Annotated in this window: 18 protein-coding genes and 8 pseudogenes; 11 read left to right on the forward strand and 15 right to left on the reverse strand. The window is 66.4% G+C overall.

Annotated elements, in window-relative coordinates; translation table 11 throughout:
- Positions 1–239 precede the first annotated feature (239 nt).
- Entirely contained in the window at positions 240–1,685 is a 1,446-nt protein-coding gene (locus CPH93_RS35030) for an oxygenase MpaB family protein (RefSeq protein WP_096215191.1), read from the forward strand.
- A gap of 49 nt (positions 1,686–1,734) precedes the next feature.
- Here the strand turns inward: CPH93_RS35030 and CPH93_RS35035 are convergent.
- The 7 genes and pseudogenes from CPH93_RS35035 to CPH93_RS35070 all read right to left on the reverse strand — a co-directional run.
- Positions 1,735–1,953 (reverse strand): annotated as a pseudogene (locus CPH93_RS35035) (transposase family protein); the annotation flags it as partial.
- A 117-nt stretch (positions 1,954–2,070) separates the two neighbouring features.
- Entirely contained in the window at positions 2,071–2,904 is an 834-nt protein-coding gene (locus CPH93_RS35040) for a PIG-L family deacetylase (protein ID WP_096215192.1), read from the reverse strand.
- Between the two features lie 535 nt (positions 2,905–3,439).
- On the reverse strand, positions 3,440–3,649 hold the full coding sequence (locus CPH93_RS35045) for a DUF6243 family protein (RefSeq protein WP_096215193.1): 210 nt from the start codon (positions 3,647–3,649) through the stop codon (positions 3,440–3,442).
- Positions 3,650–4,254: 605 nt separating this feature from the next.
- Positions 4,255–4,425, reverse strand: a pseudogene (locus CPH93_RS36020) (transposase); the annotation flags it as partial.
- 80 nt (positions 4,426–4,505) lie between these two features.
- Entirely contained in the window at positions 4,506–4,796 is a 291-nt protein-coding gene (locus CPH93_RS35060; protein ID WP_096215194.1) for a putative quinol monooxygenase, read from the reverse strand.
- Positions 4,797–5,149: 353 nt separating this feature from the next.
- Entirely contained in the window at positions 5,150–7,258 is a 2,109-nt protein-coding gene (locus tag CPH93_RS35065; protein ID WP_096215195.1) for a hypothetical protein, read from the reverse strand.
- An 823-nt stretch (positions 7,259–8,081) separates the two neighbouring features.
- The gene (locus tag CPH93_RS35070; RefSeq protein ID WP_096215196.1) at positions 8,082–9,455 is read right to left on the reverse strand and encodes an FAD-dependent oxidoreductase; all 1,374 of its coding nucleotides are present in this window, start codon (positions 9,453–9,455) and stop codon (positions 8,082–8,084) included.
- A 221-nt stretch (positions 9,456–9,676) separates the two neighbouring features.
- On the opposite strand from CPH93_RS35070, the pseudogene CPH93_RS35075 reads away from it, so the two are divergent.
- Both CPH93_RS35075 and cpt read left to right on the forward strand, forming a co-directional pair.
- A pseudogene (locus tag CPH93_RS35075) lies at positions 9,677–9,937 on the forward strand (VOC family protein); the annotation flags it as partial.
- A gap of 47 nt (positions 9,938–9,984) precedes the next feature.
- Positions 9,985–10,515 (forward strand): chloramphenicol phosphotransferase CPT, encoded by a 531-nt coding sequence (cpt, locus tag CPH93_RS35080; RefSeq protein WP_096215724.1) that lies wholly within the window; start codon positions 9,985–9,987, stop codon positions 10,513–10,515.
- Positions 10,516–10,560: 45 nt separating this feature from the next.
- On the opposite strand, the pseudogene CPH93_RS35085 reads toward cpt, so the two are convergent.
- From CPH93_RS35085 to CPH93_RS35095, 3 genes and pseudogenes are all read right to left on the reverse strand, one after another.
- Positions 10,561–10,812, reverse strand: a pseudogene (locus CPH93_RS35085) (IS630 family transposase); the annotation flags it as partial.
- A gap of 32 nt (positions 10,813–10,844) precedes the next feature.
- A complete protein-coding gene (locus tag CPH93_RS35090) occupies positions 10,845–11,267 on the reverse strand; it encodes a VOC family protein (RefSeq protein WP_096215197.1) in 423 nt (140 codons plus the stop codon).
- Positions 11,268–11,321: 54 nt separating this feature from the next.
- Positions 11,322–11,762: pseudogene (locus CPH93_RS35095) on the reverse strand (ATP-binding protein); the annotation flags it as partial.
- A 706-nt stretch (positions 11,763–12,468) separates the two neighbouring features.
- On the opposite strand from CPH93_RS35095, the gene CPH93_RS35100 reads away from it, so the two are divergent.
- From CPH93_RS35100 to CPH93_RS37495, 7 genes and pseudogenes are all read left to right on the forward strand, one after another.
- Positions 12,469–13,686: a DUF418 domain-containing protein gene (locus CPH93_RS35100; protein ID WP_231977096.1), complete on the forward strand. Its 1,218-nt coding sequence runs from the start codon at positions 12,469–12,471 to the stop codon at positions 13,684–13,686.
- Positions 13,687–14,137: 451 nt separating this feature from the next.
- Positions 14,138–14,929: a GNAT family N-acetyltransferase gene (locus tag CPH93_RS35105; protein WP_096215198.1), complete on the forward strand. Its 792-nt coding sequence runs from the start codon at positions 14,138–14,140 to the stop codon at positions 14,927–14,929.
- A complete protein-coding gene (infA, locus tag CPH93_RS35110; protein ID WP_010981942.1) occupies positions 14,926–15,150 on the forward strand; it encodes a translation initiation factor IF-1 in 225 nt (74 codons plus the stop codon). Before CPH93_RS35105 ends, infA begins: the two co-directional genes overlap by 4 nt.
- A 358-nt stretch (positions 15,151–15,508) precedes the next feature.
- Positions 15,509–15,808 (forward strand): hypothetical protein, encoded by a 300-nt coding sequence (locus CPH93_RS35115; RefSeq protein ID WP_096215199.1) that lies wholly within the window; start codon positions 15,509–15,511, stop codon positions 15,806–15,808.
- A 43-nt stretch (positions 15,809–15,851) separates the two neighbouring features.
- Positions 15,852–16,631 (forward strand): annotated as a pseudogene (locus CPH93_RS35120) (transposase).
- A 418-nt stretch (positions 16,632–17,049) separates the two neighbouring features.
- Positions 17,050–17,310, forward strand: coding sequence for a MerR family transcriptional regulator (locus CPH93_RS37490; protein WP_331716966.1), 261 nt, complete (start codon positions 17,050–17,052; stop codon positions 17,308–17,310).
- 139 nt (positions 17,311–17,449) lie between these two features.
- Complete coding sequence (locus CPH93_RS37495; RefSeq protein ID WP_331716967.1) at positions 17,450–17,785, forward strand: hypothetical protein; 336 nt, start codon at positions 17,450–17,452, stop codon at positions 17,783–17,785.
- A gap of 6 nt (positions 17,786–17,791) precedes the next feature.
- Here the strand turns inward: CPH93_RS37495 and CPH93_RS35130 are convergent.
- Both CPH93_RS35130 and CPH93_RS35135 read right to left on the reverse strand, forming a co-directional pair.
- Positions 17,792–18,564 (reverse strand): annotated as a pseudogene (locus tag CPH93_RS35130) (IS5 family transposase).
- A gap of 30 nt (positions 18,565–18,594) precedes the next feature.
- A pseudogene (locus CPH93_RS35135) lies at positions 18,595–19,401 on the reverse strand (IS5 family transposase).
- 141 nt (positions 19,402–19,542) lie between these two features.
- Here CPH93_RS35135 and CPH93_RS35140 point away from each other — a divergent pair.
- Positions 19,543–20,784, forward strand: coding sequence for an IS701 family transposase (locus tag CPH93_RS35140; protein WP_096215200.1), 1,242 nt, complete (start codon positions 19,543–19,545; stop codon positions 20,782–20,784).
- Positions 20,785–21,038: 254 nt separating this feature from the next.
- Here CPH93_RS35140 and CPH93_RS35145 read toward each other — a convergent pair whose 3' ends face one another.
- From CPH93_RS35145 to CPH93_RS35155, 3 genes are all read right to left on the reverse strand, one after another.
- The gene (locus CPH93_RS35145; protein ID WP_096215201.1) at positions 21,039–21,704 is read right to left on the reverse strand and encodes a response regulator; all 666 of its coding nucleotides are present in this window, start codon (positions 21,702–21,704) and stop codon (positions 21,039–21,041) included.
- On the reverse strand, positions 21,631–22,680 hold the full coding sequence (locus tag CPH93_RS35150; RefSeq protein ID WP_159395129.1) for a sensor histidine kinase: 1,050 nt from the start codon (positions 22,678–22,680) through the stop codon (positions 21,631–21,633). The genes CPH93_RS35145 and CPH93_RS35150 overlap by 74 nt, the downstream gene beginning before the upstream one ends.
- 553 nt (positions 22,681–23,233) lie before the next feature.
- A complete protein-coding gene (locus tag CPH93_RS35155) occupies positions 23,234–25,204 on the reverse strand; it encodes a M4 family metallopeptidase (protein ID WP_159395130.1) in 1,971 nt (656 codons plus the stop codon).
- Positions 25,205–25,849 lie beyond the last annotated feature (645 nt).

Genomic DNA, 25,849 nt, shown 5'->3' on the forward strand with positions numbered 1-25,849 from the left:
CGCGGCGCCGCAGAGAACCCGCTCTGCTCGGAATGTCGTGCTCGGGTAGAGGCGGACCGGTAGAAGTCCCGTGTCCGTATCGCCCGTTTCTGCGGCCCTGTGGCGTGTCTCGGATGGGTGAATTCGGGAACCTGGCCGCTCCCGGATTCCGGTAGGACCGTTGGGCTGGGCGGATAGCCGGATGATCGCTCTTCGGGCGTCCCCTGCCCATTCCTGTACCTGCTTGAGGAGACGTCCCCTTGGCTACCGCTGATCTTCCTGGTCCTGATTCGCTGCTGCGCCGCACGCTGGGGGAGTGGCGGATCGGGTTGGTGGCGTGGCGGCTGTTGGTTCTGCAGACCGCGGATCCGGCGGTCGCCGCCGGCATGGCCCACTTCTCCACCTACCGCGCGCACCCATGGCGGCGTATCGAGCACACCATGGACAGCGGGAAGCGGCTGTTCTTCTCCGACCGTGAAGGGCTACGCCGTGAGATTGCCCGTCTAGAGCGCACGCACCGCCGTCTGGCCGGGACCGACGAACAGGGCAGGCAGTTCACAGCGTTGGACCCGGCGGTGCGGGTGTGGGTACTGGTCACCTTGTACGAGTGCATGACGGCGATGCGGGAACTGTCCGGACGCCCGCTGGCACCGCCCGAACTGGATCAGATGTACGGAGAATTCCGTGCAGTGTGTACCGAGTTCGGCCTCTCCGACGATCTGTTCCCGTCCACGGCCGCGGACGTGCCCATGTATATGGACCGCACGATCCGCGAGCGCCTCGAATACAGCGAACCCGTGCGCTACCTGCTCTTCGACATGCTCCGTGAAGCACCCGCACCCCGCCGCCTCGGTCACCTGAAGCCGGCCTGGCCGCTTGTGCGCATGATGGCCGCCCACGTGATCGGTGCGCTGACCATCGCGGATCTGCCGGAAGCCTTCCGCGAGCGCTTCAACTTGCCCCGCACCCGCCGCGCGGCCCTGCTGTCCTTCATCCTGCACCGTGGCATGCGCGTGCTGATGAATGCGCTGCCCGAGCACCGCCGCTACCGCACCCCACTGGCCGGCACCTCCTCGACTTCGGAGCCTTCCACCGCCTCCACCGACCGTCCTTCCCCGCCGGAGGCAAGCCGTGTCCGGCTTCCCGCACCACGCCGCCGCAAGGGTGCCGATTCGCGCCCGGCGCGTCTGCGGACCTTCTTCCGCCAGGTCCTCGACCAGACCGGCGACGGCCGCATCAGCTCGGCCGATCTGCAGGCCATGGCGCACAACGTGTGCTGGCCGCTCGAACTCACCCCTGAGCGCGAAGCCCGCGTCTACGCCGCCTTCGAGACCTGGTGGCAGCACCTGCGGACCGGCATGGATGCTGACGACGACGGACAGGTGACCTGCGAGGAGTTCGTCACCGCCATGCTCACCGGAATCGACGCCGGGCCGGGCTATCTCGAGCAGGGGTTGCATGTCGCGGTGCGGGCGGTCTTCCACGCTGCGGACTCCGACGGCAGCGGACATCTGTGCGCCGATGAGTACCGCACGATCTTCGGCGGCTCCCGGGTCCACCCTGCCGAACTCAACCACGGCTTCCGCCAGCTCGACCACGATGGAGACGGCCGCATCACCGAAGACGAATTCGTCCAGGCCTTCACCGACTACTTCACCGCCCGCACCGACAACACAGCCGGCAGCCAACTCCTCGGACGCCCATAGCGGCCGATGCGGGCGAAGAGCCGGGGCAGCCACTGAGCCTTTTCCACCATCACTCTGAGCTGGTCAGATGAAGGATGAGGACGGCCTGGACGAGGCTGGTGATCCGGGTGGTCGAGCACCGCAGTTTGCGGAGGAGCCGCAAGGACTTGAGGGTGGCGACGGCCTGCTCGACGCGGGCCCGGATCTTTGCGTGGGACCGGTTCACCGCCTTCTGGCTTCCGGAGAGGGCCTGCCACCGTCCCCAGCACGGGATGCGGACCGTGTCGCCCCGGCAGCTGGACGCGGGCTGCCGGAGCGGAACTCGCGGGGACAAGCCTCCGGATGTATCCGCTCGATCGCGCCGTGCGGCCGATGAGCCTTTCCGGGCCTCGGCCGGACGGTCGGATCAGCGCAGTCCGGCGAAGAGATCGTTCTCGGGTACGGCCGTGCCGGTGGCGTCCTGGACACGTACGAAGGTCTCCATGCCCATCAATTCGCCGAACCGCTCCTTCCCCATCTTGAGGAAGAAGATGTTCTCGCCCTGACTGGCGTGCGCGGCCAGGGCATCGAACTTCTGACCGCTGAATGCGGTGGTGTCCACCCACGTGGTGATCTCATCGTCGGGGAGACCGATCTCGGCAATCGCGGCGGCCTCGGCAGGATCCGGCTCCGGCATGTCCTCCTGAAACTCACGCATGGTCTCCGCGAACCGCTGCATCATCGAGCGGGGCATCGTCGTCCAGTACACCTTCGGCGTCAGCGCGGTCATCTCCAGCGCCGCCATCGTGATGCGGTGGGCCTGGATGTGGTCGGGGTGGCCGTAGAAGCCGTTTTCGTCGTAGGTGACGACCACGTCGGGTCGGTAGTGCCGCATGAGTTCCGCGAGTCGGGCGGCGCCTTCCTCCACGGGGGTCTGCCAGAAGGATCCGGGGGCGTCGTTGCTCGGCCAGCCGATCATCCCGGAGTCGGCGTAGTCTAGCATTTCCAGATCGCTGATCTTCAGGGCTTCACAGCTCGCCTGGAGTTCTTGACGGCGCATCAGGGCGACGGCCGCCGGATCGTGCCCGGGGTCGCCCGGCTTGACACCCCCTGGTCCGTCACCGCAACCGCCGTCGGTGCACGTCACGAGAACCGTGCGGATGCCCTCCGCCGCGTACCGCGCGAGGACCCCTCCGGTTCCGGTGGCCTCGTCGTCGGGGTGGGCGTGTACTGCCATGAGTGTCAAGGGCCGGTCAGTCATGAAACAGTCCTCCTGCAGAAATACGTCTTGTTCGAGTGCGCGGCGGGCGTACCGCGAACCTGGGACCGGATCCTGGTGGGGCGGACGGCCTTGTGGTCTCCGTGTTCCCCGCCCGTGCGGCGCCGGTCCCTCGGTCGATGCAACCTGCCGACCGGCCTGGCTGTTCCCGGCGCGGCGGTGGCCTTCCAGGCTTCGGTTTTCCACGCGAACGAGGTGCAGGCGCGAACTGCCGTCCTGTGGAGGTGTCTTGCATGTGGTGGGTTGCTGATCAGCGCGGCTGCCAGGTCGTTTGAGACCGACTCTGGCCGACGTTCTCAAACGACCCTGGCTTTCGCGGAAGTCTCGTTCGCGATGGATGAGTGGAGCGCCACCAAAATCGCCAACAGTATCCGTTGGAGATCGCCGTTCTCCATGGTGCTGCAAGGTCGGCCGAGAGCTGAGCGGGACCGGCCCCGCCCAGTACGGCAGCAGGGCCCGGACCGCGCGTCCCGGTCGGGCCCTGCCCCGTGCGGTGCCGCCTTCCGGCGGCGGTGCGTCAGCTCTGTGCGGTCTCGTCGCCCGTCTGCCCGGCGCCCTCGGCTGCGCCTGCCTTCTCGCGCATCTTGCGCACCAGCTCCGCTTTCTGGTCGGCGGCACCCTGGCGGTCGAGGTTGCGGTGCGGACCGTTGTTCTGCCGTTCGGCGCGGGACAGCCTCTTGCGCTGGCCGCCGCCCATGCCTACGGGGTTGTTGATGTTCTTGCTCACGGGTTCTCCCGGAATGATGTGAAGTGATCTACGGATTCATCGGTGGGGGACGGGCGCGGCGACGCCGAAGGACGTCAGCAGGGGCCCGTCACGCTCTCACTCGTAAATCGGCGTCTGGAAGAACATGACAAGGACATTACCCGGTTCCGTCGGCCCCGCACACCAATTTTTTCGCTGCCGCGTTGTTTGCTCCGGTGCACGGGATGAGGTCGACCTCGCGGCGTTCGCCACACTTTGAGCCGGTGTGGCTGATTCGAGACTCTGTCGAGTATGGGAACGATGCGGAGCAGCACACGGAGCCGGGTTTTTTCTGTAGCGACCCTGGATTCTCGTACGGCTTGCTGATCGCGCGGTCACCGGACAGCGTTCGGGAACTGGCCACGACGTGGGAAGGGGTACGACCCCGGCTCAGCGGGTTGTGCAGGGGCTTCGTGGAGCATGCCGCCGACCCTGGTCGTTGGATCGGCGACTTCGACGAGTTCACCGCCCTGCTGGAGGACTGGGGTTGCGTCCTCACTGAAGCCGCCCGGCGGGGCTGGGGCATCGTGGGGCTGAGTGAATGGGGGCCGTGTCGCCCTTTGGGACGAAGTGGTTGTAAACGGTTGCCAGGCGCCGAACTCTGGTGGCATCTCCCGCCATTGACTGCCAAAGCGGAACCCCAGATCACGCCTTCGAACTGCTCCCGCAGAGGCTCCGGCTACGGGGCCGGACCTGCCTACAGGCAGGAACGGGTCGATCAACTCCCACTCATCGTCCCTGAGCCCCGTACGCGCCATACCGGGCTTCCACCAGCCACCGAACGCTCACCGGAAGAATTGTCCAACATCTTGATCACGCCTCAAGGCAGGCCCTGGCTTCAGAGCCGTACCGGAGCGCTCGGGTGCACCTCACGCTCGATGCGCGGCATGATCTCGGGCAGATAGATCTTCTGGATGGCTTCACCAGCATCGTGGGTCTCCCAGTGGTCCCGAGTCGCCCAGCGCTCGACCAGGGCGAACCGGGCCGGATCCTCGTGAGAGTGGTAAGCCTCCCAACTGACACAGCCGTCCTCGGCAAGGCACAGTGGGCGCATTCGGGCCAGGGCGTCGGCGACCGGGGTGATGTCTTCGGCCTTGGGAACGTACGCGATGACGATGAGGTCGAACATCCCTACTCCTGAAATATGTGCCAGCTAGCGGCAGACAGGCTACAGCTGCGGTCGGCAGAGCGGGTTTGGGCGGTTGTTTCCATGGGGCGAGTGATCGTGGAGCCCGGTGCTCAGGTCGGGGACGAACGCGTTGCGGACGATGCGGTGGAAGCGGCGGCGCTGGCCGGGGGGCGAGGTGCTGGAGGTCGGTAGTGAAGCGGGGCAGGGCCTCGGAGGTGGGCACGGTGGTTTTTCCGGGCAGCACGACGAAGCCCCCGGCGGTTCTTGGGTTCTGGTGGAAGTTGCAACACCCCAGTTCAAGGTGTGATGGACGGAGGGCCGCGCCCGTCGTCGTCCGGTCCGGAGGGCGGCCGCTAAGCGTCGGCTCGGGGCCCGTTGCGGGTCGTGAACGCCTCTTCCAGACGATCCTGGAGCCGGGCGTGGCGGAACTGGTATACGGGCCCTACGGCCCGCAGGACGTGCCGCTCGTGAGCATCGGAGAGAAACCTGACCAGGCGGATTGGAGCCTCGTTCCTCACGCGCAGCTGGAGACTCGCGAGGAAGGTGCGCCAGGTCGCCGATCCCACCAGGCTCAGCGCCACACTGAGCAGGAGGCCACCTACCGTCACCAGCGCGATCCCGGACAGGAATCCGTCGATGACCCCGAAGATGCGCTCGTTTGCCAATTCGGCGAGCAGTCCCAGGCATGCTCCTCCAATGAGACTGCCGGCGAGGCCGCCAGCGATTCCGGCGGTGAGGGTGTAATGGCGGTCCTGTCTCCAGCAGGAGACAGGACCGATGGGAGTCCGGTTGTCGGCGCTGCGATTGCTGAGACCCGTGACGAATCCTCCCACCACACCGGCGAGGAGGCCGATCACCAGTCCTCCGAAAAGCATAACGACGCGGTGATGGGTGAGGAGGAGGGCGACGCCGATGGCCACTCCGGCCGCTCCACCGCCTGCGATCCCGAACACGAAGTTCTCGCGGACGACGAAGTCCCTCCACTGCAGACGGCCCAACAGCTGGGGCGAGTCCCCGGCACGTCCGTATGTGAGTGACGTCGTCACGGAGAGACCCACCACCGCGCTGGCTCCCAGGCCAGCGGCTGGCCCGGCCCAGAAGAGGCCCGCCGCCCCGGCGAGGAATCCCAGGAGGAGGCAACTGGCTGCCGTTCTCGGCCAGGTCGGCCGCCACCGGGGGACCTGCCACCAGGCGAGGTCGCGGCTTCCCTCGCTGTTCATCTGGTGCGCGATGACTCCGAGCCAGCGCTCGGCCTGGCCGAGGCTGTAGCGACTGCGCGGTTGTCCGGGCCGGTCGTCGTTATAGGCGGCGGGCAGGACTCGGTCAAGGAGGTGGTCCTCTACTGCGGCCCTGTCCCCAAAGCGCTCGGGATCGAAGCGCTGATCCCCGCGGTAGGTGTCGCGCATCAGCGTGAGCATCAATGGTGTGTCCAGTGCCTCAGCTACTGCGCCTGAAGGGTTCATACGGATGTGCCGCACCAGACTGCGCCAGGCTTCCGGGGGCGGCTGCGCCTGGCAACGCGTCAGGTACTCCGCCGCGTCCTGGGCGCTGACCGGAAGCAGTTCAAGCCCGGCGGAGCCGGACAGCGGTCCCTCCGCGGCGACGGCCGTAACAAGCTCACCCACGCGGCTCAACAGGACCAGGCGGAAGTTTGTCTGCTCGTTCAGCGCACGCAGAGCGGCGGGGCGTACGGCTTCGGGTATCTCGTCCAGCCCGTCGAGAAAGACGGCGATTCGACCAGTGCCGATGAGCCTGGAGACTACACCGCCCGCGTGGTCTTCGGACTTCCTGAACATGTAGTCCGTGGTCAGTCGAGTGGCGAGCCAGTCATGAAGCCGCTGGTTCAGCGGGTCCCATCCGCTCAGCGTCAGCAGCACTGGTACGGGAACTCTCGCGCGCGCCTCGGGTTCGAGCGCCTCGCGATGGCTGAGGGCGTCGAGCAGCAACCGAATGGCGGCGCCGCTTTTACCCGCACCGCCGGCTCCGACAATCACCATCCGCCCGGAGTCCAGCGCACCATAGAGGCGGAACAGGTCCCGAACGGCACCCGACTCCAGATCCGCCGCGGTGATCGGGGCCAGCCCGGGCAGGGGCCGAAACCGCGAAGACCCGGTCCCGGTGCCCACTGCGTCGGTCGCCGGACCCGACACGGGAAGAGTCGACCACCTCCAGCGCACCGGCACGGGGCTCGGATGTATCAGCCGTCGTTCGCTCGCCGCGGCACTCCACTGCGCCTTTACCCGTTCAGCCAGCTCGTCCGCGAAGTCGCGCAGTGCCGGCTCGGTGAGTTCCGTCCGCGGCCTTCGGTTCGTCAGCCATAACGCTGCGCTGGCGGCGGGAACCACGATCGCGCCGATCCCCTGGACGAGCGTGGCCGCGGAGTCTCGGTCGTGGGACCGGAAAATGAACCCCAGGACGACGAAGACGACGACCGCGATGATTGTCAAGCCCACGATGACCATGCATGTCCCCCTCCTGCCAACGCACTTGGAGTGTGGCAGACCGTTACGGGCCATGTCCTTCCATCAGCCGTGCAGCACGTCACGCGAGGCAGTCTGCGAGACGTCCGGCCGTCACGAATGGAGCGCCACCGGGAACGCACGTGAGCCTACGACCCGGGCGCGGCAGCCAGCGCTCCGGTGGTCGCGGTTGCCGTCGGGGCTCGAGCAGGGGCCGCTGACCTGCCAGGAGTTGGCCGTAGCGTTCGGCATGGGTGGTGTCGGCCCGGGTGGAGGCGCCGCGGCCGAGGTGAAACGGCTGGTCGCGCGCGGCTGGCTTGTGCGGCACCCGGGCCTCCTCACGCTGTCGGCAAGATAGAACTCTTGAGTCAATATCAGCCACTCTCATGCACGAGAGGTGTGGTCGCTGCAGCGATCACACCAGCGTGGCGCGGAGGGGGCATCCGGGGAGGCTCGCTGCCGCTTGCCGATCATCCGCACTGTTGACTGCGCCCACCCCACATAGCACTCACGTGGCTAGTACACGTTGGTGCCGCATGGCCTTCAGAAGTGCAGTGCTACGACGTCAACTGACCTTAGAATCTGCGCACGTGAGGAACCACTGCGCCCGCAAATCGCAAGACGCTGGACACAGCCTCTGCGCGCCCTAAGGCGACCGCAGCTCCTTCAGCCCGGACCAAAGCGCAACCGCCAGCACTCTTTCGCCGACGCGACCTTCAACGGCCCATCATCCAGACCGGCACCGCGTCCTACCGCCTCGCCCACACCAAAGCACAGGCTGAGCGGGCTGAAGCTCTGAATGAGGCCTGCAGCGCCAGGCAAGCACTCAGCTTGGGATGAGTGCATCCCACTGATCTCGGGTGGGGCCGTCGTGTTTCGGCGTGAACTCTGGGTGGGCAGCAAGCCAGGCGGTGACGTGTCGGTCCACTTCGTCGGTGCCGTAGGCGTCGTCGGCCAGTCGCAGGAGATGGCGCACCTGGGCGCGGACCCGCATGACGACAGGATCGTCAAAGGCGCAGGCGGCCAGGGCGGCCGCCCGCCGATCTGCGGGTGGTGAGCCCTCGGCGAGGCGTTGCTCGTCGGCGTGGTCGGCCTTCACCTGCGCGTCGAACCATGGGCGGAGGACCTGTGCTGCCCAGGTGTGGTAGCTCATGGGGTCCGCAGCGATCTGGTCGGTATGGGTGGCCAGGTGCTGGGCGGCACGCAGGCCGAGGGCCGCGCCGTGGCCGAATGTGGGATTGGTGTGGATGAGGCTGTCCCCGGCGTTGACCAGGCCGGTGACGACCGGTCCAGCGTCGTCGGCGAGGGCGGTCCAGCGATTGTCCAGGCCTGCCATCGCCAGGACGGTGGAGTGCGGTTCGGGTGCCAGGTCGAGCCAGGCGGCGGTCGCGGGGAAGTGGCAAGCGACGGCCTCGAACACGGCAGGATCGGTGAGCGCGCCGCGGGTGGGATCAGTCGTGGACAGCACCAGGCTCACCGCGAAGGTGTCGTTGTCGGAGGGGAAGACGACGGCGAGCGCGAACGGTGCGGCCGAGCCGGTCTTCACCCGTCCAGGATCACGCGGGCCGTCGGCGCGCAGGCGGTACCAGCGGCACAGATAAGCGATCCCTGTGCGATGGTTGTCGACCACGGGCGGGCGGCAGCCGGCCGCGATCAGCCATGCGGGCACCGGCGAGCGGCGACCGGACGCATCGACGACGAGGTCCGCCTGGTGGGCTGCCGCACCCACCTGCACGCCGGTGACCCGGGCAGGACGGCCCTCCCGGAGGGTGAGGGCGCGCACTTGACAGCCTCGCCGCACCTCAACGGTGGGTTCCCGCCGCACCGCCGTGGTCAGGGCGGTCTCCAGCACGATGCGGCGGGTGCGCAGGGTCACCAAGTCCTCATCGCCAGGCCGATGCGGCGGATGCTCACCGAACCAGTCGAACTCGTGGTACTCGCGGGCTCCCCGTGCCAGCAGGTCCGTATAGACATCAGGGGCCTCCGCGCGCAACACGGTGCGGACAGGCGCGAGCAGCGAGTGGGGCTGGATGGCCTGCGGGACTCGGGGCCTGTCCCAGTGGAAGAAGTCCCGCTCCAGGTCCTCTCCGGCCTGCCGCGCGTCCTGCTCGAACAACGTGACCCTGTGGCCCCGTCGGCCAAGCATGAGCGCCGTCCCCAGTCCGCTGATACCCCCACCGATCACCGCAACCCGCGCCACCGATCTCCCCTTCGCGTCGTGTTGCGGAATGAGCCTACTGCGTGACGATCAACAGTCCGGAACCAGCGTCGTCCGTCGCGGTGCAGGGGGGCGACGCTTCTGTCAGTTATCTCGGGCCCCGGCGCGTCGTCGGGAACGACATCAAAAGTCACCTGCATTGATCTTGCCTGCCGCCGGGAAATGACTCCTCAAGTCACCTCGAAATGACTACCGGTGAAAGGTTCGCCTGCAGTGATCCTTCAGGCGTGGGCCCGCGCCTGTACTTCCAGCGCGTCCCCGAAGGCAAGATCGTCAAGAATCGGGTGCATGTCCGGGTCGGCACCGGGCTCGTGGGGGATGAGCGCCTCGCCACGCTCGAAGCCGAGTGCGCACGACTGGTCGCGCTCGGTGCGACCCACGTGCGGACACTGTATGCCGGTGAGGAAAACGAGTCGTGCATCCCGATGCTGGACATCGAGGGCAACGAGTTCTGTATCGACTGAGCACTTTCCGGGCCGGGTTGCTGCGCTGCCTCTATTGTGGCGCGGTGATGACTGACGTGATCGTTCTCAACGGTGGTTCCAGCTCGGGGAAGTCCGGGATCGTCCGGTGTCTGCAGGTGGTTCTGCCGGATCCGTGGCTGGCCCTCGGGACCGACACGCTGGTCGACGCGATGCCCGCGTCCATGCAGGCGTCGGATGCGGGAATCGAGTTCGCTCCGGACGGACAGGTGATTGTCGGCCCGGAGTTCCGGACGTTGGAAGCGGCATGGATCGAGGGGGTCGCTGCGATGGCCCGTGCGGGTGCCCGGGTGATCGTCGATGAGGTCTTCCTTGGTGGAGCGGACTCGCAGAAGCGATGGCAGAAGGCTTTGGGTGAACTGCGGGTGCTGTGGGTCGGCGTCCGGTGTGACAGTGCGGTTGCTGCAGGCCGTGAGGTCGCACGAGGCGATCGGGTCATCGGAATGGCGGCGTCCCAGGCGGATGTGGTCCACCGGGGCATGGTCTATGACCTGGAGGTGGACACCGCGCATGCTGAGTCGATGGAGTGCGCACGGACCATCGCCGCACATGTCAGCTGATCGGCGGCTCGGCTGTCTGCCGCTATGACCGCAGCGCCGGGACGGTCAGGCCGCTGCGGCCAGGGGCAGTCCTCCCCAACGGATGTCCTTCTCGCTGCGGATCCGGGCGCGTTCGCTGCGTTGGGCTGCCAGCACGTCGGGATGGTGGGCGTTGGTGTTGCGCCAGCGCAGGTAACGGTGCAGCTCGCGGGTTTGGACGGTGTGGTTGGGGTGATGGGAGTTGGGGAGGGTGAACTGCCGCAGCGGTCCAAAGTGCGCCTCGATCGGGTTGGCCCGGGAGGCGTTGGTCGGGGTGAAATGCAGAGCTGCGTATGGATGAACGTGCAGCCCTAGAGGCTGCCGAAATCGGGCGGGGTGATCGAGCCGTCCGCGGCGAGGGGAACCCCGGGGTTGTGCGCGATCTCCCAGGCATGGCCGTCCGGATCGATGAAGGCGCTGGAGTAGAACCCGATGGCGTTGATGGCCGCGGGCTTCGTAACGGTCCCACCTGCCTGCTCCACTGCCGTGAGCAGAGCATCAACCTCCGCTTCGGACCGGACGTTGTGTGCCAGCGCGATCCCGTCGCAACCGGCCGCCGGTGCGGGCTCCCGGCCGCAGTCCTTCGCTAGTTTGCCTCGACCCCATAGGACCAGTCCCAGGCCACCCGCCTGAAAGAAGACGGTCTCTTCGACTTCTTGCCCCCGCCAGCCCAGGGCCTCGTAGAAACTCTTGGCGCAAGCGAGATCGGAGACCCCTAGCGTGACCAGAGTGATGCGTTACTCCGTGCAGTCACGGTACTTCGCTTCGTTGATGGCCAACCAGGCCCCTCACGGCCACATCTCACCTACAGTTAGGCGGCTTTCGGTCTCTCGCTCGATGGCCTTGAGGCGGTTTCTCCAGGCGGTAGCTGGGGCGTTGATGGAGATCACTTCGCAGTGGTGCAGGAGGCGGTCGAGGATGGCAGTGGCCAGGACCTCGTCGCCGAACACCTGCCCCCATTCGCTGAAGGTCTTGTTTGAGGTCAGGATGATCGAGCCACTCTCGTAGCGCTTCGAGATCACCTGGAAGACCAAGTTCGCCTCGGCTCGTTCCAGAGGCTGGTATCCGACTTCATCGACGACGAGGACGCTGGGCCGCAGGTAGGTGCCGAGCTTGCTGGTCAGACGGCCTGCGGTCTCGGCTGCTTTGAGGTGGCGGACCATGTCGTCGAGGCTGGTGAAGTAGATCGAGTAGCCGGCCCGGCAGGCCGTGACAGCCAGGGCGACGGCGTGAAGAGCAGCTTCACTCTTGTCTCGATCAACTGCGGTTCACGGTCTTCCAAAACACAGGCCAGTGCTTCCCTTACAGCGAGGGCGCCCAGGCGTGCGAATACCAACTCGCAACTGTCGACCCAGTGCCATGACATGGCACGCACGATGACGCGGGCCCTCACCGGGGGGCCGCGGCGGGCGTCGGGTTCTTCGATGTCCGCCGCGGCCAGCTCGCGCAGAATGCCTTGGGCGAGGGACTCTTCGTACTCTGGCGATGGTTCGGGCTCAACGGTACAGACGAACTCGATAGACGAGGCGGCCGACGGTGGCGCCGGCTCGAAGTCCAGCTCTGCTCGTCCGTAGGTCGGCGCGCACGCCCCGACCGTCTGCCGTGAGTACACCTTCACTCCACGGACAGGGCGGGGGAGCGCGACGGTCGGCGTGGCATTCATAGCGGGCACGGTACGAGCGGCGGCGCCGCCATGCCACCGACTTTCGGAGGGTTGCCCATGCCCACACCGTCGGCGCCTCCAGGTGTCCTCCCCAATGTCGGTTCAGACAGCCAGAGCCCGCATGACACCGACGCGCGCACTGTGCCCTACGTCCCACACGTTTCGTCTCCGCTGCATCGAAGGATGTAGGGCATCTCGTCGCAGCGGACGAGAAATCCGGCGTCGAGCGCCCCGACCATGGTGGGAAAGCGAACAACCCAGGAGGAGCCGGGATGGCCGAGGCAGCGGAGACGCGCGTCGTGACGGGGGAGGGGGGCGCCGGGAACGCAGGGTCAGGGACGCGGGGGCGCCTGCCCTTGCTGGATGTGCTGCGTGGCGTGGCCATTCTCGGGACGCTGATGAGCAACGTCTGGTTGTTCGCCGGGCCGGGCGCCGAATGGGGCGCCCTCAGCGGAAACGCGGCAACCTCGGCGGGGGCCGATTCATCAACCCTGGCCGGGGCGGTGGAGACGGTCTTCCGGAGCCTCGCGAACGGCAAGTTCCTGTCGATGCTGACGATTCTCTTCGGCGTCGGGCTGGCCATCCAGTTCCGGTCGGCCGCCCAGCGAGGGCAGCCGTGGCCGGGCCGGTACAAGTGGCGGGCACTGTTCCTCTTCACCGAGGGGACCGTGCACTTCGTACTCGTCTTCGCCTGGGATGTGCTGATGGGTTACGCGGTGGTCGCCCTGCTGGTGGCCTGGCTGCTCACACGTTCCGCGCGGGCCCAGCGCGTTACGTGGATCGCCATGGGCGCACTCCACTTGGCGGCGATGACACTGCTCACCACTGCCCTGCTGTTCGCCTCGGGCGGCGCGACGGGCGGCGGCCCCGACACCGACACCGATGCCGTGACGCTGTACGCCGAAGGGGGGTACACGGAGCAGGTCACCTTCCGGCTGTCGCACGCCGTCGTGCTGCGCATGGAACCGGTGCTCTCCTTCGCACTGTTGGTGTTCCTGTTCCTGCTCGGCGTACGGCTCTTCAGGGCCGGGGCCTTTCAGAACGACGCAGCAGGACGGCGCATCAGGCGCCGACTGGCCGGCTGGGGCCTGGGCGTCGGCCTCCCCCTGACCACTCTTGCCGTGCTGGGCGGTCCGGGCTTCTTCCTCCTGGAACGGTACGTGACGGCTCCGGTGCTGGCGGTCGGCTACCTCGGCCTCATCGGCATGGTGATGGACCGGCTCCGTCATCCGGGCCCACTGACTTCCGCTCTGACCTCCGTCGGCCGTACAGCCCTGTCCTGTTACGTACTGCAGAACGTGCTCGCCATGCTGGCCTGTTACGGCATCGGCCTTGGTCTGGCGTCCCGTTGGGGGGACAGCGGCCCGTGGTGGGTGATGGGTCTGTGGGCGGTGATCTGCCTGGTGCTGGTGACGGGAGCAAGCCTGTGGCTGCGACGGTTTGAGCACGGGCCCCTCGAATTGATGCAAAAGCGGCTGCTACGGCGCTGAATCCAGCACTGACAGAACCCTTGGCGCCCATGGCATCAGCTACATCCTCCGCGAGGACACCTGGGGCAACGGCAACGCCACCGAAGCCGCCAAACACGTCGTCCGGCGTGTCCCAGACCTTCGCCCTGCTCCACCAGTTCAAACGCCTCGCGGTCCGCTGGGAACGCCGTATCGAACTCCATGACTCCTTCCCCTCGTGGCTTGCAGCCTCATCTGCTGGAGACGCCTCAAGAAGACCGGATCATGATCGCGTTACGAGCCCTGGAAAAGGATTGGAGCGAGGCGGCCCCCCGCTGCTACTTTCCTGGTGGACCGTGAAGTCGTCGTATGGAGGTGAGCCCCGTGGACACAGTTACCCAAGGGTGCTCCCTCAACCCGTCACGGTCCGGCGGCTGACGTTCGGTGTCGCCAGGAGCGCCTGAGATCGAGGCACTCCTGGAAGGAGACTCCGATGAACACGAAGCCTTTCACATCTGGCCTGAGCGAGAACGCGGTGATGATCACGCGCGTCGCGGACAGGCAATGGCATGCACTGGATGACGACCTGGTGGTCGGCCGCGGGCATGCGGAGCACCGGCCCGACGGACGCTTGTTCGTCAGCATCGACGCCTGGCACGACGCCATCTTCGACCGGCTCGCCGAGGCGATGCTGGCAGAACTGCCGGCGCCGCTGTACACGGTGGTCGACGAAGCCGACATCGAGCTGACGGTTGGCTGGCGGCGGGCCGGGTTCACGATCCGGCGCCGCGAGTGGGAGTACGTCGTGCCGACCGACCCGCGGGTCACAGGGCTCGAAGCAGTCCTGCCGCCTTCGGGCGTGACGATCGTGCCCGCCGGTCAGGCGGACGAGAGTCTGCTGCGGGCGGTGGACCGCGCGATCCGTGACGAAGTCGAGGCGACCGTCGGGTGGCAGTCGATGCCCGCGGAGGTAATTGCCCGCCCCGAAGGAGACACCATCGTCGACCCGTCGAAGTACGCGGTGGCCGCGGCGCCGGACCGCTACCTGGGTCTGATCCGGGTGGTGACGGTGAACCGGCCGCGCATCGGGCTGGTCGCGGTCCGATCCGGCGAGCAGCGACGCGGCATCGCGCGGGCGCTGCTGGCCCACGCGCTGGGGACGCTGCACCGCTCCGGGTTCGCCGCGGCCTGGACCGAAGTCCACGAGTCCAACCAAGCAGCCTCGGCGCTGATTGAGGGCATCGGCGCCCGGCCGATGAGCAGCAACCTGGAGCTGGTGCGATGACGAAGAACAAGAACGTCATCGAAGTCGAGGGCAAGGTCGTCGAGTGCCTGCGCAGCGCCATGTTCACCGTGGAGCTCGAGAACGGCCACCAGGTGCTCGCGCACATCAGCGGGAAGATCCGCAAGAACTACATCAAGATCATGCTGGAAGACCGGGTGCTGGTGGAGCTCCCGCCGTACGACCTGACGCGCGGCCGGATCGTGTTCCGGTACCGGAACTAGTCGCGGTCGGCATCTTCCGCGGCAACTGATCCTGGGGCCCCGGTCACGGCGTTTCCGTGAGCGGGGCCCCGATGATGGCTCGCACAGCCGCGGCGGCCACCTTTCCAGCCGCCGCCAGCAGGTCTGGCCCGAGCCGAACCCCAGCTCCAGGGGCAGCAGTTTCGACGTAGCCTGCATGGGCAGAGCGGCGGGTAAGCCGTCGGTCGGCGAAGAGGCCTGGCCGGCGCCAGCCTCGAAGAGATTCTCAGGGACATCGCTGCGCTAGTTAGCGCAGCTAGCCAGGGGCCCGGGAAGGGATCTGCCCGGGCCCCACCCACGTTCTGATACCAAGAAGCCAGTTAAAACAGGAAGGCAGTAAGTGTCCGCGCAGTCATGGGATCTGAGGAGTAGGGAGACATCGATTGGCACCCTCTTCTGCATCGAAATCGACCAGCCTTGGTTCCGCTGCGAATTCGCCCCCGGTGAGGGGTGGGAAGAGGTGGGAGACCTCTTCGCAGCTCAGGTGGCAGCCACGGACAGCGGAGGCAAAGAGGCGCTGATGCATGCCATCGGCGCGGTCAGAAACCTGGAGCTCGAACTCCACCCGCAGGAGGGGAATGAAATCATTAAGCCGATCGTGATCCAAATTCGCGGCGACAAGGCGAACTTCCGCTACTAAAGGCGGTCTCGTAACCGCTGGCCAGGAGTTGGATGATCTTGCTATGGCTGGTGTGATCACGGCGTCCAGTCCGTCCTGGATAGCTCCGTTCACGGGACTGTCCCCTCGGTCCTTCGACGCGTTGGTCAGGGGGATGCTTCGACAGGAGGTGGGTACGTCCCGCCCGGGACGGCCCCGGTCACTGCCGCTGGAGGACCGTGGGCTGTTGGTGGTCACGTATTGGCGCACGAAACCTTACGCTGCGGCAGTTAGCCCCGTTGGTCGGAGTCTCGAAGTCCTCAGCCGCTCGTATCGTCCGCTGTATCGGGTCGGCTGCTCGCGCTCAAGCAGCGCCAACGGTTTCGCAAGGGCCCTGTTCTGGTCGTGGACGGCACTTTGGTGCCCACCCGCGACCGCGCCATTGCCCAGCAGTCCAAGAACTACCGCTACTCCAACAACCACCAGGTCGTGCTGGACGCGGAGAGCGGCCTGGTCGTCGCCGTTGGCCGACCGGTGCCCGGAAACCGCAATGACTGCAAGGGCATGGGAAGAATCAGGTGCGAAGGTCATGGTCGGTCGGGTAACCACCACCGCTGACGGCGGCTATCGGGGCACCGGGCTGGTCATCCCGCACCGACGTGCTCCAGGCGAGGAACTTGCGGCAGGGAAGCAGCAACACAACGCCTCACACCGCCGCGTCCATGCTCGCGTCGAGCACGCCTTCGCGCGCATGAAGACATGGAAGATCCTCCGTGACTGTCGACATGAAAGGGCCTGGGCGCGAGGCCGAGCCTGCGGCCTGATGGCTGACCACGCGTCCTGGAGTGGAGATCATCTGCCGTGACCGGTCGGCTCCTACGCCAACGTTTCCCCGCACTGCTGCTCCGGACGTGATCCAGATCGCGGACAAGCAGCTTATCTGGAACACCCTCTGACAGCAGAGTGCAGCACGCGTGAAGAAGCCCTATCGGCATGTAGGTGACATCGTCGATGGCACCTGCTCATAGCCGTGCCGTGCTACGGGATCGGCTGACCGTGCGACTCGCTGCGGAGGCAGAACATGAGTCACACACCAAAGACGTTTCCGCGCCCCAGCGGCTCCACGGATGGCACCTCCAGGCCTCGTGCACACGACACCTACAGCAGTGCCGCGGCGCGCGTCGCTGCCACGGCCTTCGTGACGCTGATGGCACACGTCGTGACTGACGCCAACCCGGCGGCTGCGTCGTCAGCGGTAGGCCCTCAGAACGGAGCGAAGAAGGATGCGGCTGTCAAAGCTGTGCGAAAGAAGCGGTGTCTCCACTGCGACGATCAAGTACTACCTGCGTGAGGGGCTGCTCCCTCCTGGCGAGCGCGTCAGCGCCACCAAGGCCCGCTACGACGCGGGGCATCTCCAACGCTTGTGCCTGATCCGGGCGTTGGTCAAGGTCGGCGGCATGCCGGTGTCCCGGGTCCGAGAGGTGCTCGCGAGCATGGACGACGGCACTATTGCCCCTGGACGAGCGGCTCGCTACCGCCGTTGAGGCGCTGCCGCCCACTTCTACAGGGGCTGACGTCGACGATCCCAGCACTGACCGGGCCCGACGAGTCGTAGGGGACCTACTGGAGCATGTCGGCTGGACAGCCGGGGCGCAGCAGGGCGAGGGCAGCATCGCTCACCACATGCTTGTGGACTCCGTCGCAGCGTTGCATCGGCTGGGATACCCGTGCGACGCCTGCCAGCTCTTTCCGTATGCCCGGCATGCGGCCGAGCTGGCGGACCACGACGCGAAGCTGCTCCAGCAGCTGTCCGCACAAGCACCACGGGCGGGGGCTGCCGTGACACTCACCGTGCTTGTCGAACCGCTGCTGGTCGCAATGCGCCGGCTGGCAATCGTCGAGGCATGCCATCGGCGCACAGCCGTAGAGAAAACGGGGGCCGGCTGCGTTCAATCGGCGAAGCAGCAGAGGGAAATGTTGGAGAAGTTGCGCGTCGATGAGACTCTACGCTCGCACTAAAAGGAGCTAACAGAATGCTTGGGCGCGTCGGTAGGTGATCACGCAGCAGGCCAGTTTGAGGAAGGCTTCGTGGACGTCGTCGCGGATCTCCTAACGGATCCGCAGTCGACGGAAGCCGTGGATCCAGGCATTCGTGCGCTCAACGACCCGGCGGACGGTGCCGAGCCCGGAACCATGCGGCACGCCGCGTCGTGCGATGACCGGCTTGATCCCACGTTTCCACAGCAAGCGGCGGTACTTGTCGAAGTCGTAGCCGCAGTCGGCGAACAGCTGCCGCGGCCGGTGACGAGGTCTGCCGGTGCATCCCTTGATGTGGGGTATCGCGTCGAGCAGGGACAGCAGCTGGGTGACATCGTGCCGGTTGCCGCCGGTGAGCCTGATGGCCAGCGGGACGCCATGGGCGGCAGTGATCACCTGGTGCTTCGAGCCCGGTCTGGCACGGTCGACCGGGCTCGGGCCGGTTTTGGGCCGCCCCGACGTGCCTGCCGGTGCGAGCCGTCGATCACCGCCCACGGCCAGTCCAGCTTCCCCGCCTGGTGCAGCTCGGTCAGCAACACCTGGTGGAGTCGATCCGACAGCCCGGCCTCGTTCCAGTTCCGCGGCCGGCGCCAGCACTTCGTACCGGAGCCGAAGCCGAGCTCCTGCGGCAGCCACTACCAGTGGATACCAGTATTCAGCACGAACAGAATCCCCTGCAGACACCGCCGGTCATCCAACGGCAAACGACCAGCGTTGCGGGATCTGCGCTCACGCACCGGCAACAGAGGCTCGAACCGCACCCAGCTTTCTGTTAGCCCCTCTTACAACGGCTAACACAATGAGCCGAGTTTTCGGTGAGCGATCAGGCAGCAGGCGAGTTTGAGGAACGCTTCGTGCATGTCCGCCCGTCGTTCCCACCGGATCCGCAGGCGCCGAAAGCCGTGCAGCCACGCAAAACTCCGCTCGATCACCCAGCGGTAGGTACCCAGCCCGGTGCCATGTCGGGTACCACGGCGAGCGATGGCCGGCACGATGCCGCGCTCGCGAACCTGGTCGCGGTAGATGTCGTGGTCGTAGCCGCGGTCGGCGAACAGTGAGTCTGGCTTGCGGCGTGGACGGCCCACTCGGCCGTGTACGGGCGGGATCGCGTCGAGCAAGGGCATGAGCTGGGGTGACGTCGTTGCGGTTGCCGCCGGTCAGCAGGACCGCGAGCGGGGTGCCGTGTCCGTCGGTGATCAGGTGGTGTTTCGAGCCGGCCCGGCCCCGGTCGACCGGCGACGGGCCAGTGTGACTCCCCCTTTTAACGCCCGGACGTGGGAGGAGTCGACCACACAGCGGGACCAGTCGAGCTTTGCCGTTGCGTTCAGCTCAGCTAGCAGGACCTCGTGCAGCCGCTGCCACACGCCGGCTTCGTTCCAGTCCCGAAGACGTCGCCAGCACGTCATGCCTGAGCCGAAGCCAAGCTCCTGGGGCAGGTACTCCCACTGGATCCCGGTGTGCAGCACGTAGAGGATCCCGCACAGCACCTCCCGGTCCGGCAAGGGCTTGCGGCCCGGATACCGGAAGCGGCGCTTACGCTGCGGCAGCAGCGGCTCCAAGCGGTCCCACAGCCCATCCGACACGATCCACGGCGACATCCCCACGCCAGACCGAACGCTCGACTGCCCTGTCGGCAACGGCCATCAGCGCCGATCCACCTCATTGTGTTAGCCGTTGTAATACTCCAGCAGCGGTTCGTGTCCTGAGCTGGCGGTTGTCGTTGTCCTGGCATGGAGGGGATGACTGAAGTCAGTTGCTGGGCTGCGGAGTTGGAGTCGGTATTCGAGCGGGTGGCGGGCCGGTTCGGCCGGGCGGATCTGCGGTGGCGGATGCGGGACTATGTCCGCGGTCTGCTGGGCCAAGCGGCAAGGAAGAACGGCTGGCAGCTTGCGGAATGGGCAGGCCATCGCACTCCGGACGGCTTTCAGCGGCTGTTGAACAGCAGCGTCTGGGATGCGGATGCCCTGCGTGACGATGTACGTGCTTACGTCGGTGAACGTCTCGGTCCGGACGGAGTGCTGATCATCGACGACACCGGGTTCATCAAGAAGGGCACCACGTCGGCCGGGGTGGGCCGGCAGTACACCGGCACCTCGGGAAAGATCGACAACTGTCAGATCGGGGTGTTCGCCGCCTACGCAACCAGCTCGGGCCGGGCTATGGTCGACCGGGACCTCTACCTGCCGAAAGCCTGGACCTCCGACCGCGACCGCTGCCGAGCAGCGAAGGTCCCTGACGAGCGGGGCTTTGCCACCAAGGGCGAGCTGGCCCGGAACATCGTCCGCCGATGCCTCGCCGCGGGTCTGCCCGCCGCTTGGGTCACCGCGGACGAGGCTTACGGGCAGGACTGGCATTTCCGCCGTCTGCTCGAACAACTCGACGTTGGCTATGTGGTCGCGGTGCCCAAGTCCCAGCAGATCAAATCCCTGGCCGGCATCTGGCGCATCGACCAGCTCATCGAGGATGCCCCCGCCGATGCCTGGCAGCGGCTGTCCTGCGGCGACGGCGCCAAGGGCCCTCGCGTCTACGACTGGGCCGCGGCCAAGCTTCCCGCCAGCCTGATCTTCGACCCCGATCCGCCGACTCATCACCGCTGGGTGATGGCCCGCCGCAGCCTGTCCGATCCCGGCGAGCTTGCCTACTACCTTGCCTACGCACCCGTCGGTATCGAGTTGGCCGAGCTGGTGCGCATCGCCGGATCCCGCTGGGCGATCGAGGAGTGCTTCCAGGCAGCGAAGAACGAATGCGGCCTGGACCAGTACGAGGTCCGCCGCTACATCGGCTGGTACCGGCACATCACCCTGGCGATGCTCGCCCACGCCTTCCTGACAGCACTCACAGCCCAGGCCGGCGATACGCCAAAGGGGGCTGCAGAAACGGATCAGCCCTCGTCCCACTCACCGTGGCAGAAATCCGGCGACTCCTGGACGCTCTCCTGCCCCACCCACGAGCCGACCGCAACGCCGTTACCCACGCACTGAAGTGGTCGGCCTGGAGAAGACACCGCCAAGCCATCGCCCGCCGCTGCCACTATCGAAAACGCCGCTCAAGACACGAACCGCTGCTGGAGTAGTAAGTCGGGTAGCCGGGTCACGGCAACGTGACCCGGCTACCCGACTAAGACGATCAAGCGGCAGATGACCGACGCGGATCCTTCAGACTCCTCCGTACCCGCGTCCTGCTGCGATCGTGACCGCCACGAAATTCCGCCCAGACCCATTTTCAAGGAGCCTCATCAAAGCGCCAAATCCTGGTGGGACAGGCCCGCAGAGTAAGCGACGATCGCCGCTTGGACCCGGTTGTTCAAGCGGAGCATTCGCAGGATCCGGCTGACCTGCACCTTGACCTGAGACTCCGTCAGGCCGCGGCAATTGGCGATCTCGGCATTGGACAAGCCCTCGGCAATGAGGGCGAGGATCGTGCGCTGCTCCTTCGGGAGAGCGCGCAAGCGCTCCTGTGCGCTGGAGGCCGGCGAGACCTCGGGAGGCGTGAAACGCTGGATCAGCGACCGAGTCATCGACGGGGAGATGATGGCGTCGCCGTTCGCTACTGCTTTGACGGCGTTCATCAGGTCATACGGCGAGACATCCTTGACAAGGAAGCCGTCGGCCCCGCCCTTGAGGGCCGCGAAAAGGTACTCATCTTGCGCATACGACGTAAGCATCACCACTCGTGGCGGCTGCGGAAGGAGCGCCATTTCGCGAGCAGCGGCGAGTCCGTCCATGACGGGCATACGGATATCCATGATGGCGACGTCCGGTTGAAGTCGGCGAGCAGTGTCGATGGCCTGTGAGCCGTCGGTGGCCTCGGCGACCACGGTGATATCGTCATCGGATTCGAGCACGAGACGGATGCCCTGCCGCACCAGTGCCTCGTCGTCCGCCAGCAGCACCCGTATCATCGAACTCCCCAGGGGGAGCGGGCTTCGGGAACTCCTGCGCACCCTGCGGCCCGCCGGCCGTGCTCGAATCGGCGGGGGCGCCGGCTGGTATGCGGGCAATCAGAGTGAACCCGCCCTGCGGCGTTGCAGAAGCCCGCACGGTTCCCCCCAGCGCGGATACTCGTTCGCGTATTCCGATGAGACCGTTGCCACCCCCCAGGGTCGACACGGCCGGCTCGGGCGGCCGGCCGTTGCGGACGCAGACATCCAGGCTCCGGGCGGACACCGCAGCCATCACGCGGATCTCGGATCCGGGGGCATGCCGGACCGCGTTCGCGATCCCCTCCTGGACCACACGATAGGCGGCCTGTTGCGCCGCCACGCCGACTTTCTGGGGCTTTCCGATGACGTGACACGTAGCTAATACGCCGACACGACGCACCCCGTTCACCAAAGCCTCAACATCCCACTGCCACGGTTCGGTGCTGATCTCGGGCGAAGCGGCTGGCACCTCTGCCTGCCCGTCCCCGTTCTCGCACCTCAACGCGGCCAGCAGGTCACGGAGTTCACCCATTGCGCGTCGCCCCAGATCGCCGAGGAGACGGGCACTCCGGTGCGCCGGTGACCCTTTTGGCTCACTGATTTCCAGAGCCCCTGACTGGATGACGATGAGCCCCACATAGTGGGCGACTACGTCATGGATGTCTCGGGCGATCCGTGCGCGCTCCTCCAGCCTGGCGTTCCGGGTGGCCAACTTCTGTTCCCGCTGGAGTTGTTCCGCCCTGAGCTGCAGGCTGCGTATGAGGGCCCGATGTGTGCGCACCGTGGTGGCCGCCAGTGTCGGAGCGACGAGCATCGGCACCAGGTAGCCCACCGCGAACTCCTGAACAAACAGCAGCACGGGAGGTCGTTCGCCGACAAACAGCAGAAAGTCCAGGAGCGGCCCGCCCGACCCGGCAAGACCGACCGCCACCGCCCAGCGGCTCCAGCCACGCACGACCAGCGTGTAGACCGCTACGGGAAAGGTGGTTCCGCAACCTCCAAGCCATAGGTCGACGAGTCGCGGCCAGGACCAATGGCAGCCGACGTCTGGTCAGAAGGGAGAGAGCTGCGAGGATTTCCGCAACCGTGATCGCCACGTAAAGGGCATCAGAGGGTGCCCCGCTGCCAGGTGGCGAGGACGCCGTGCGCCAGAGCGGCTGGAACACCAGCGCTTGCAGAAGGCCGTAAGTGAGCGCGGCCACCGCGAGCGCGGCATCGATCACGAAGGCCCGACTGATCGTCAGCCGCTTCTGGTGCCGGTGCGGCCGGGGCTTAGATCGCCTCGCGGGCGGTCTCTTTCGCCCCGCCTCCGGTCCGCCCCGCGCCACGACTCCCCGCAGCCCCCTGATCCCGAATATCATCGCCGTCCTTCATGCCGAATCCCGTCGCGCCGGAGCCCGAGGGCCGGGCTTCCCAGTGGCGGCCCGCTTGCCCCAGCCGGCAGTGGCGTGTGGTGAATCGTAAGCCCTCAGGCCTCCTGCGCTACGGGAATCAGCCCACCGGCTCGGCTACTTCACGTTCACCGCGTCCCATGCCTGGGTTACGGTCTTCACCTCGGTGCTGTCCTTGCCGAACAGGTCGGCGGCAGCCTGCAAAGTGCCCTTCCTGGCATCCAGAAATCCAGTGTTGGAGGTGAAGTACGTCGTCACGGCTCGGAACCAGATCTGCTCTGCGGCTTTCGCGCCGATTCCTTTCACCTGGGATTTGTCACACGTCGGGCTGTTGCCGAACTTGGACTTGCCGCTGCCGTTGGCCAGCAGGAAGAAGAAGTGGTTCGACACTCCACCGCCGGTGTGCGGGTCAAGCTTGCCGACTTCGGGGGAAAAGCAGTCAGGCGATGCTCCGTCCCGGGAGGGGCGGTCCATGAAGCGCTCAAACTTTCTCTTCTGGGAACCGTCCTCCATGTCCTCGCCCAGGAGGAAGTTCGGCGGGTCGTTCCGGTTGTTGGTGAAGAACTCTGTCATCGTGCCGAATATGTCACTCGTGGACTCGTTGAGCGCCGTCGGTTCACCCTGTTCGGTCAGGATGTTGTTCGGCAGGGTCACCAGGTGCCCCATCTCGTGGGCGACGACGTCGAGTGGCGTGAACGGCCCAACGCTTTTGCCATCTCCGTCCCCGAAGATCACTGTGAAGGACTCCCCGTCGGTGAGGGCGTTGGTGATTTGGGGACCGTAGTGCGCATAAAGGGTCGGACCTCGCCCATCACCGCTGAATCCGTTGAGACCGAACCGCTTCTGGAAGTAGTCCCACGCCTGGGCGGCTCCGAATTGCACGTCCGCCGCGACGGTTGCCCGATCGGCCTCCTTCCCGGTCCCGAAGTTGTTGTCCTGACTGACGACGGGCGCGGCTCCAGGTATTCCCAGTGGATTGGCCTTGTCGCCGCCCTGACCGCCACCGCCGACTTGACCGCCGTCACCACCGCCCTGACCGCCACCGCCGACTTGACCGCCGTCGCCGCCCGGCGGCGGGACTTCCTCAGGTTGCCTGCCCTGTGGGCCCTCCCCGTAGCAGACCGGCACTCCGTGCAGGCAGTCCCCGCCGGCATCCCCCGACACATTTGGCAAGGGCCCCACACCGAAGGCGGCAGCTCCCCCCTGCGGACCACCAGGACCGCCGGGTCCCCCGACGTCACCACCGGGCCCGCCGACGTCACCGCCAGGTCCCCCGCCGTCACCGCCAGGTCCCCCGCCATCACCGCCAGGCCCCCCGCCACCGTTGAGGCAGTTCGGGTCAGGATCCTGCGGCGCGCACTGGTTGTTGGCATCCACAGTGGTCATCCCGCCCCGTGTGGAATCGGTGAGTTCGAATCCACCCTGTTTGCCGGGACTCGTCTCCAGCGGCACCTGACCGCTGTAGAGGGTTTTGCCGACTCCCCGCTCGTGCATGTACCGATCGCGGGTGCCCAGGACCTTCCCGCTCTCCGCATCGACGTATGTATGCACCTCGGCGGGTGTGCTGTCGGGGTAAGCGCCGCGGATCACGTTCTCGTAGGCAAGCCGAGGCTTCTTCTTCCCTGCCCACACGACGAGCCGGGATCCGGCCCGCGCGTTCCGGACGGAGTCTTTGCTCAGGAGGGCGCCTTTTTTACCTTTTCCGCCCGGTTTCCCTTCCCGCAAGGGGGTGCGTTTGAACGCACTCGTCCACGCATCTTCGGCAGAAAGTTGGGGCTTCGTACCAAAGGTGGGCTCTGACGTGAGGGTCTGACTGACGCCCTTGAGTTCGCCGTCTTTGGTCATGTGGAGCACAAGGTCGCCGCCGATGACCGGCAAGCCCTTGTAGTACCGGTCCATCCGTATATGCCGGTCTCCGTCTTTCTCCTGCTTTATGGCCCGCATTCGAAATGTCTGGTTCCGCGTGTAGTGCGATGTGGCCGGATCGCTCTTGAGCGCCGCGTAGACCAGGGCACGGATGTCAGTTCCCCGCGGGCCCGGCGGGTTGGCCGACGCGTTGAACGCTATGACGGTGGCACAGGAGCCCACCAGTCCTAGTGTCACCACGAGAGAGGTGGGCCGTTTAAAGAGGGGAGGCCGTCGTCGTCGTGTCAATGTGAAGTCCTCGGGTCGATGGGTGAAAGGCCGAGGAAGCCTCGGCCTGCTGCCGCACCGAAGGCGGTGTGGTCCCGGAACGAAGGCCGCCATCGGGTGGCATTCATCCACCGTGCTGATGGCCCTCCTGACGGGTGTGAGGAATTCAAGGACCGACGAAAGTTACGGGGATCAGCCTTAAGGAGGAGCCAGAAGACCGCTCGGGCTCCTGGGCAACAGGATCGGGTTTGCATGCTGAACCGCGTTGGTGACCAGTTGGGAGACGATCAACGCTGCATCCTCGATCAGCTCGCCGGGGAGCCCCCGGCAAGTGAGCGTGGTGCGCGGCCATCGGCGCCAGGGCAGCGGCCTGCGGAATGCGCACAAGTCATCGGCCTCAACGTCGACAACGGCCACCCGTGCTGAGAGCATCGGCCACCGCGGCTGCGGCGCGCGGCATAGTGGCCACATCAGCTGTCTCCGCCGCCGCTGTCAAGGTTCGTTAGAAGCTGATCTACGCAGCATCAGTAGTAGTCGCAGGTCAGCGGCCTACTGGATACGGCGTCCGGACCTCCCGAACGGGCGGACTGGGGCGCTGGG

This window comes from Streptomyces sp. 2323.1 (assembly GCF_900221035.1).
Lineage (GTDB): Bacteria > Actinomycetota > Actinomycetes > Streptomycetales > Streptomycetaceae > Streptomyces > Streptomyces sioyaensis.

Excerpts from the sequence above, each read along its gene's own strand:
- CPH93_RS35145 (WP_096215201.1), bottom strand. The coding sequence starts at position 21,704 with ATGATACGGGTGCTGCTGGCGGACGACGAGGCACTGGTGCGGCAGGGC.
- CPH93_RS37495 (WP_331716967.1), top strand. The coding sequence starts at position 17,450 with ATGCTTGTGGACTCCGTCGCAGCGTTGCATCGGCTGGGATACCCGTGC.
- CPH93_RS35105 (WP_096215198.1), top strand. The coding sequence starts at position 14,138 with ATGAACACGAAGCCTTTCACATCTGGCCTGAGCGAGAACGCGGTGATG.
- CPH93_RS35060 (WP_096215194.1), bottom strand. The coding sequence starts at position 4,796 with ATGTTCGACCTCATCGTCATCGCGTACGTTCCCAAGGCCGAAGACATC.
- infA (WP_010981942.1), top strand. The coding sequence starts at position 14,926 with ATGACGAAGAACAAGAACGTCATCGAAGTCGAGGGCAAGGTCGTCGAG.
- cpt (WP_096215724.1), top strand. The coding sequence starts at position 9,985 with ATGACTGACGTGATCGTTCTCAACGGTGGTTCCAGCTCGGGGAAGTCC.
- CPH93_RS37490 (WP_331716966.1), top strand. The coding sequence starts at position 17,050 with ATGCGGCTGTCAAAGCTGTGCGAAAGAAGCGGTGTCTCCACTGCGACG.
- CPH93_RS35040 (WP_096215192.1), bottom strand. The coding sequence starts at position 2,904 with ATGACTGACCGGCCCTTGACACTCATGGCAGTACACGCCCACCCCGAC.
- CPH93_RS35140 (WP_096215200.1), top strand. The coding sequence starts at position 19,543 with ATGACTGAAGTCAGTTGCTGGGCTGCGGAGTTGGAGTCGGTATTCGAG.
- CPH93_RS35065 (WP_096215195.1), bottom strand. The coding sequence starts at position 7,258 with ATGGTCATCGTGGGCTTGACAATCATCGCGGTCGTCGTCTTCGTCGTC.
- CPH93_RS35100 (WP_231977096.1), top strand. The coding sequence starts at position 12,469 with ATGGCCGAGGCAGCGGAGACGCGCGTCGTGACGGGGGAGGGGGGCGCC.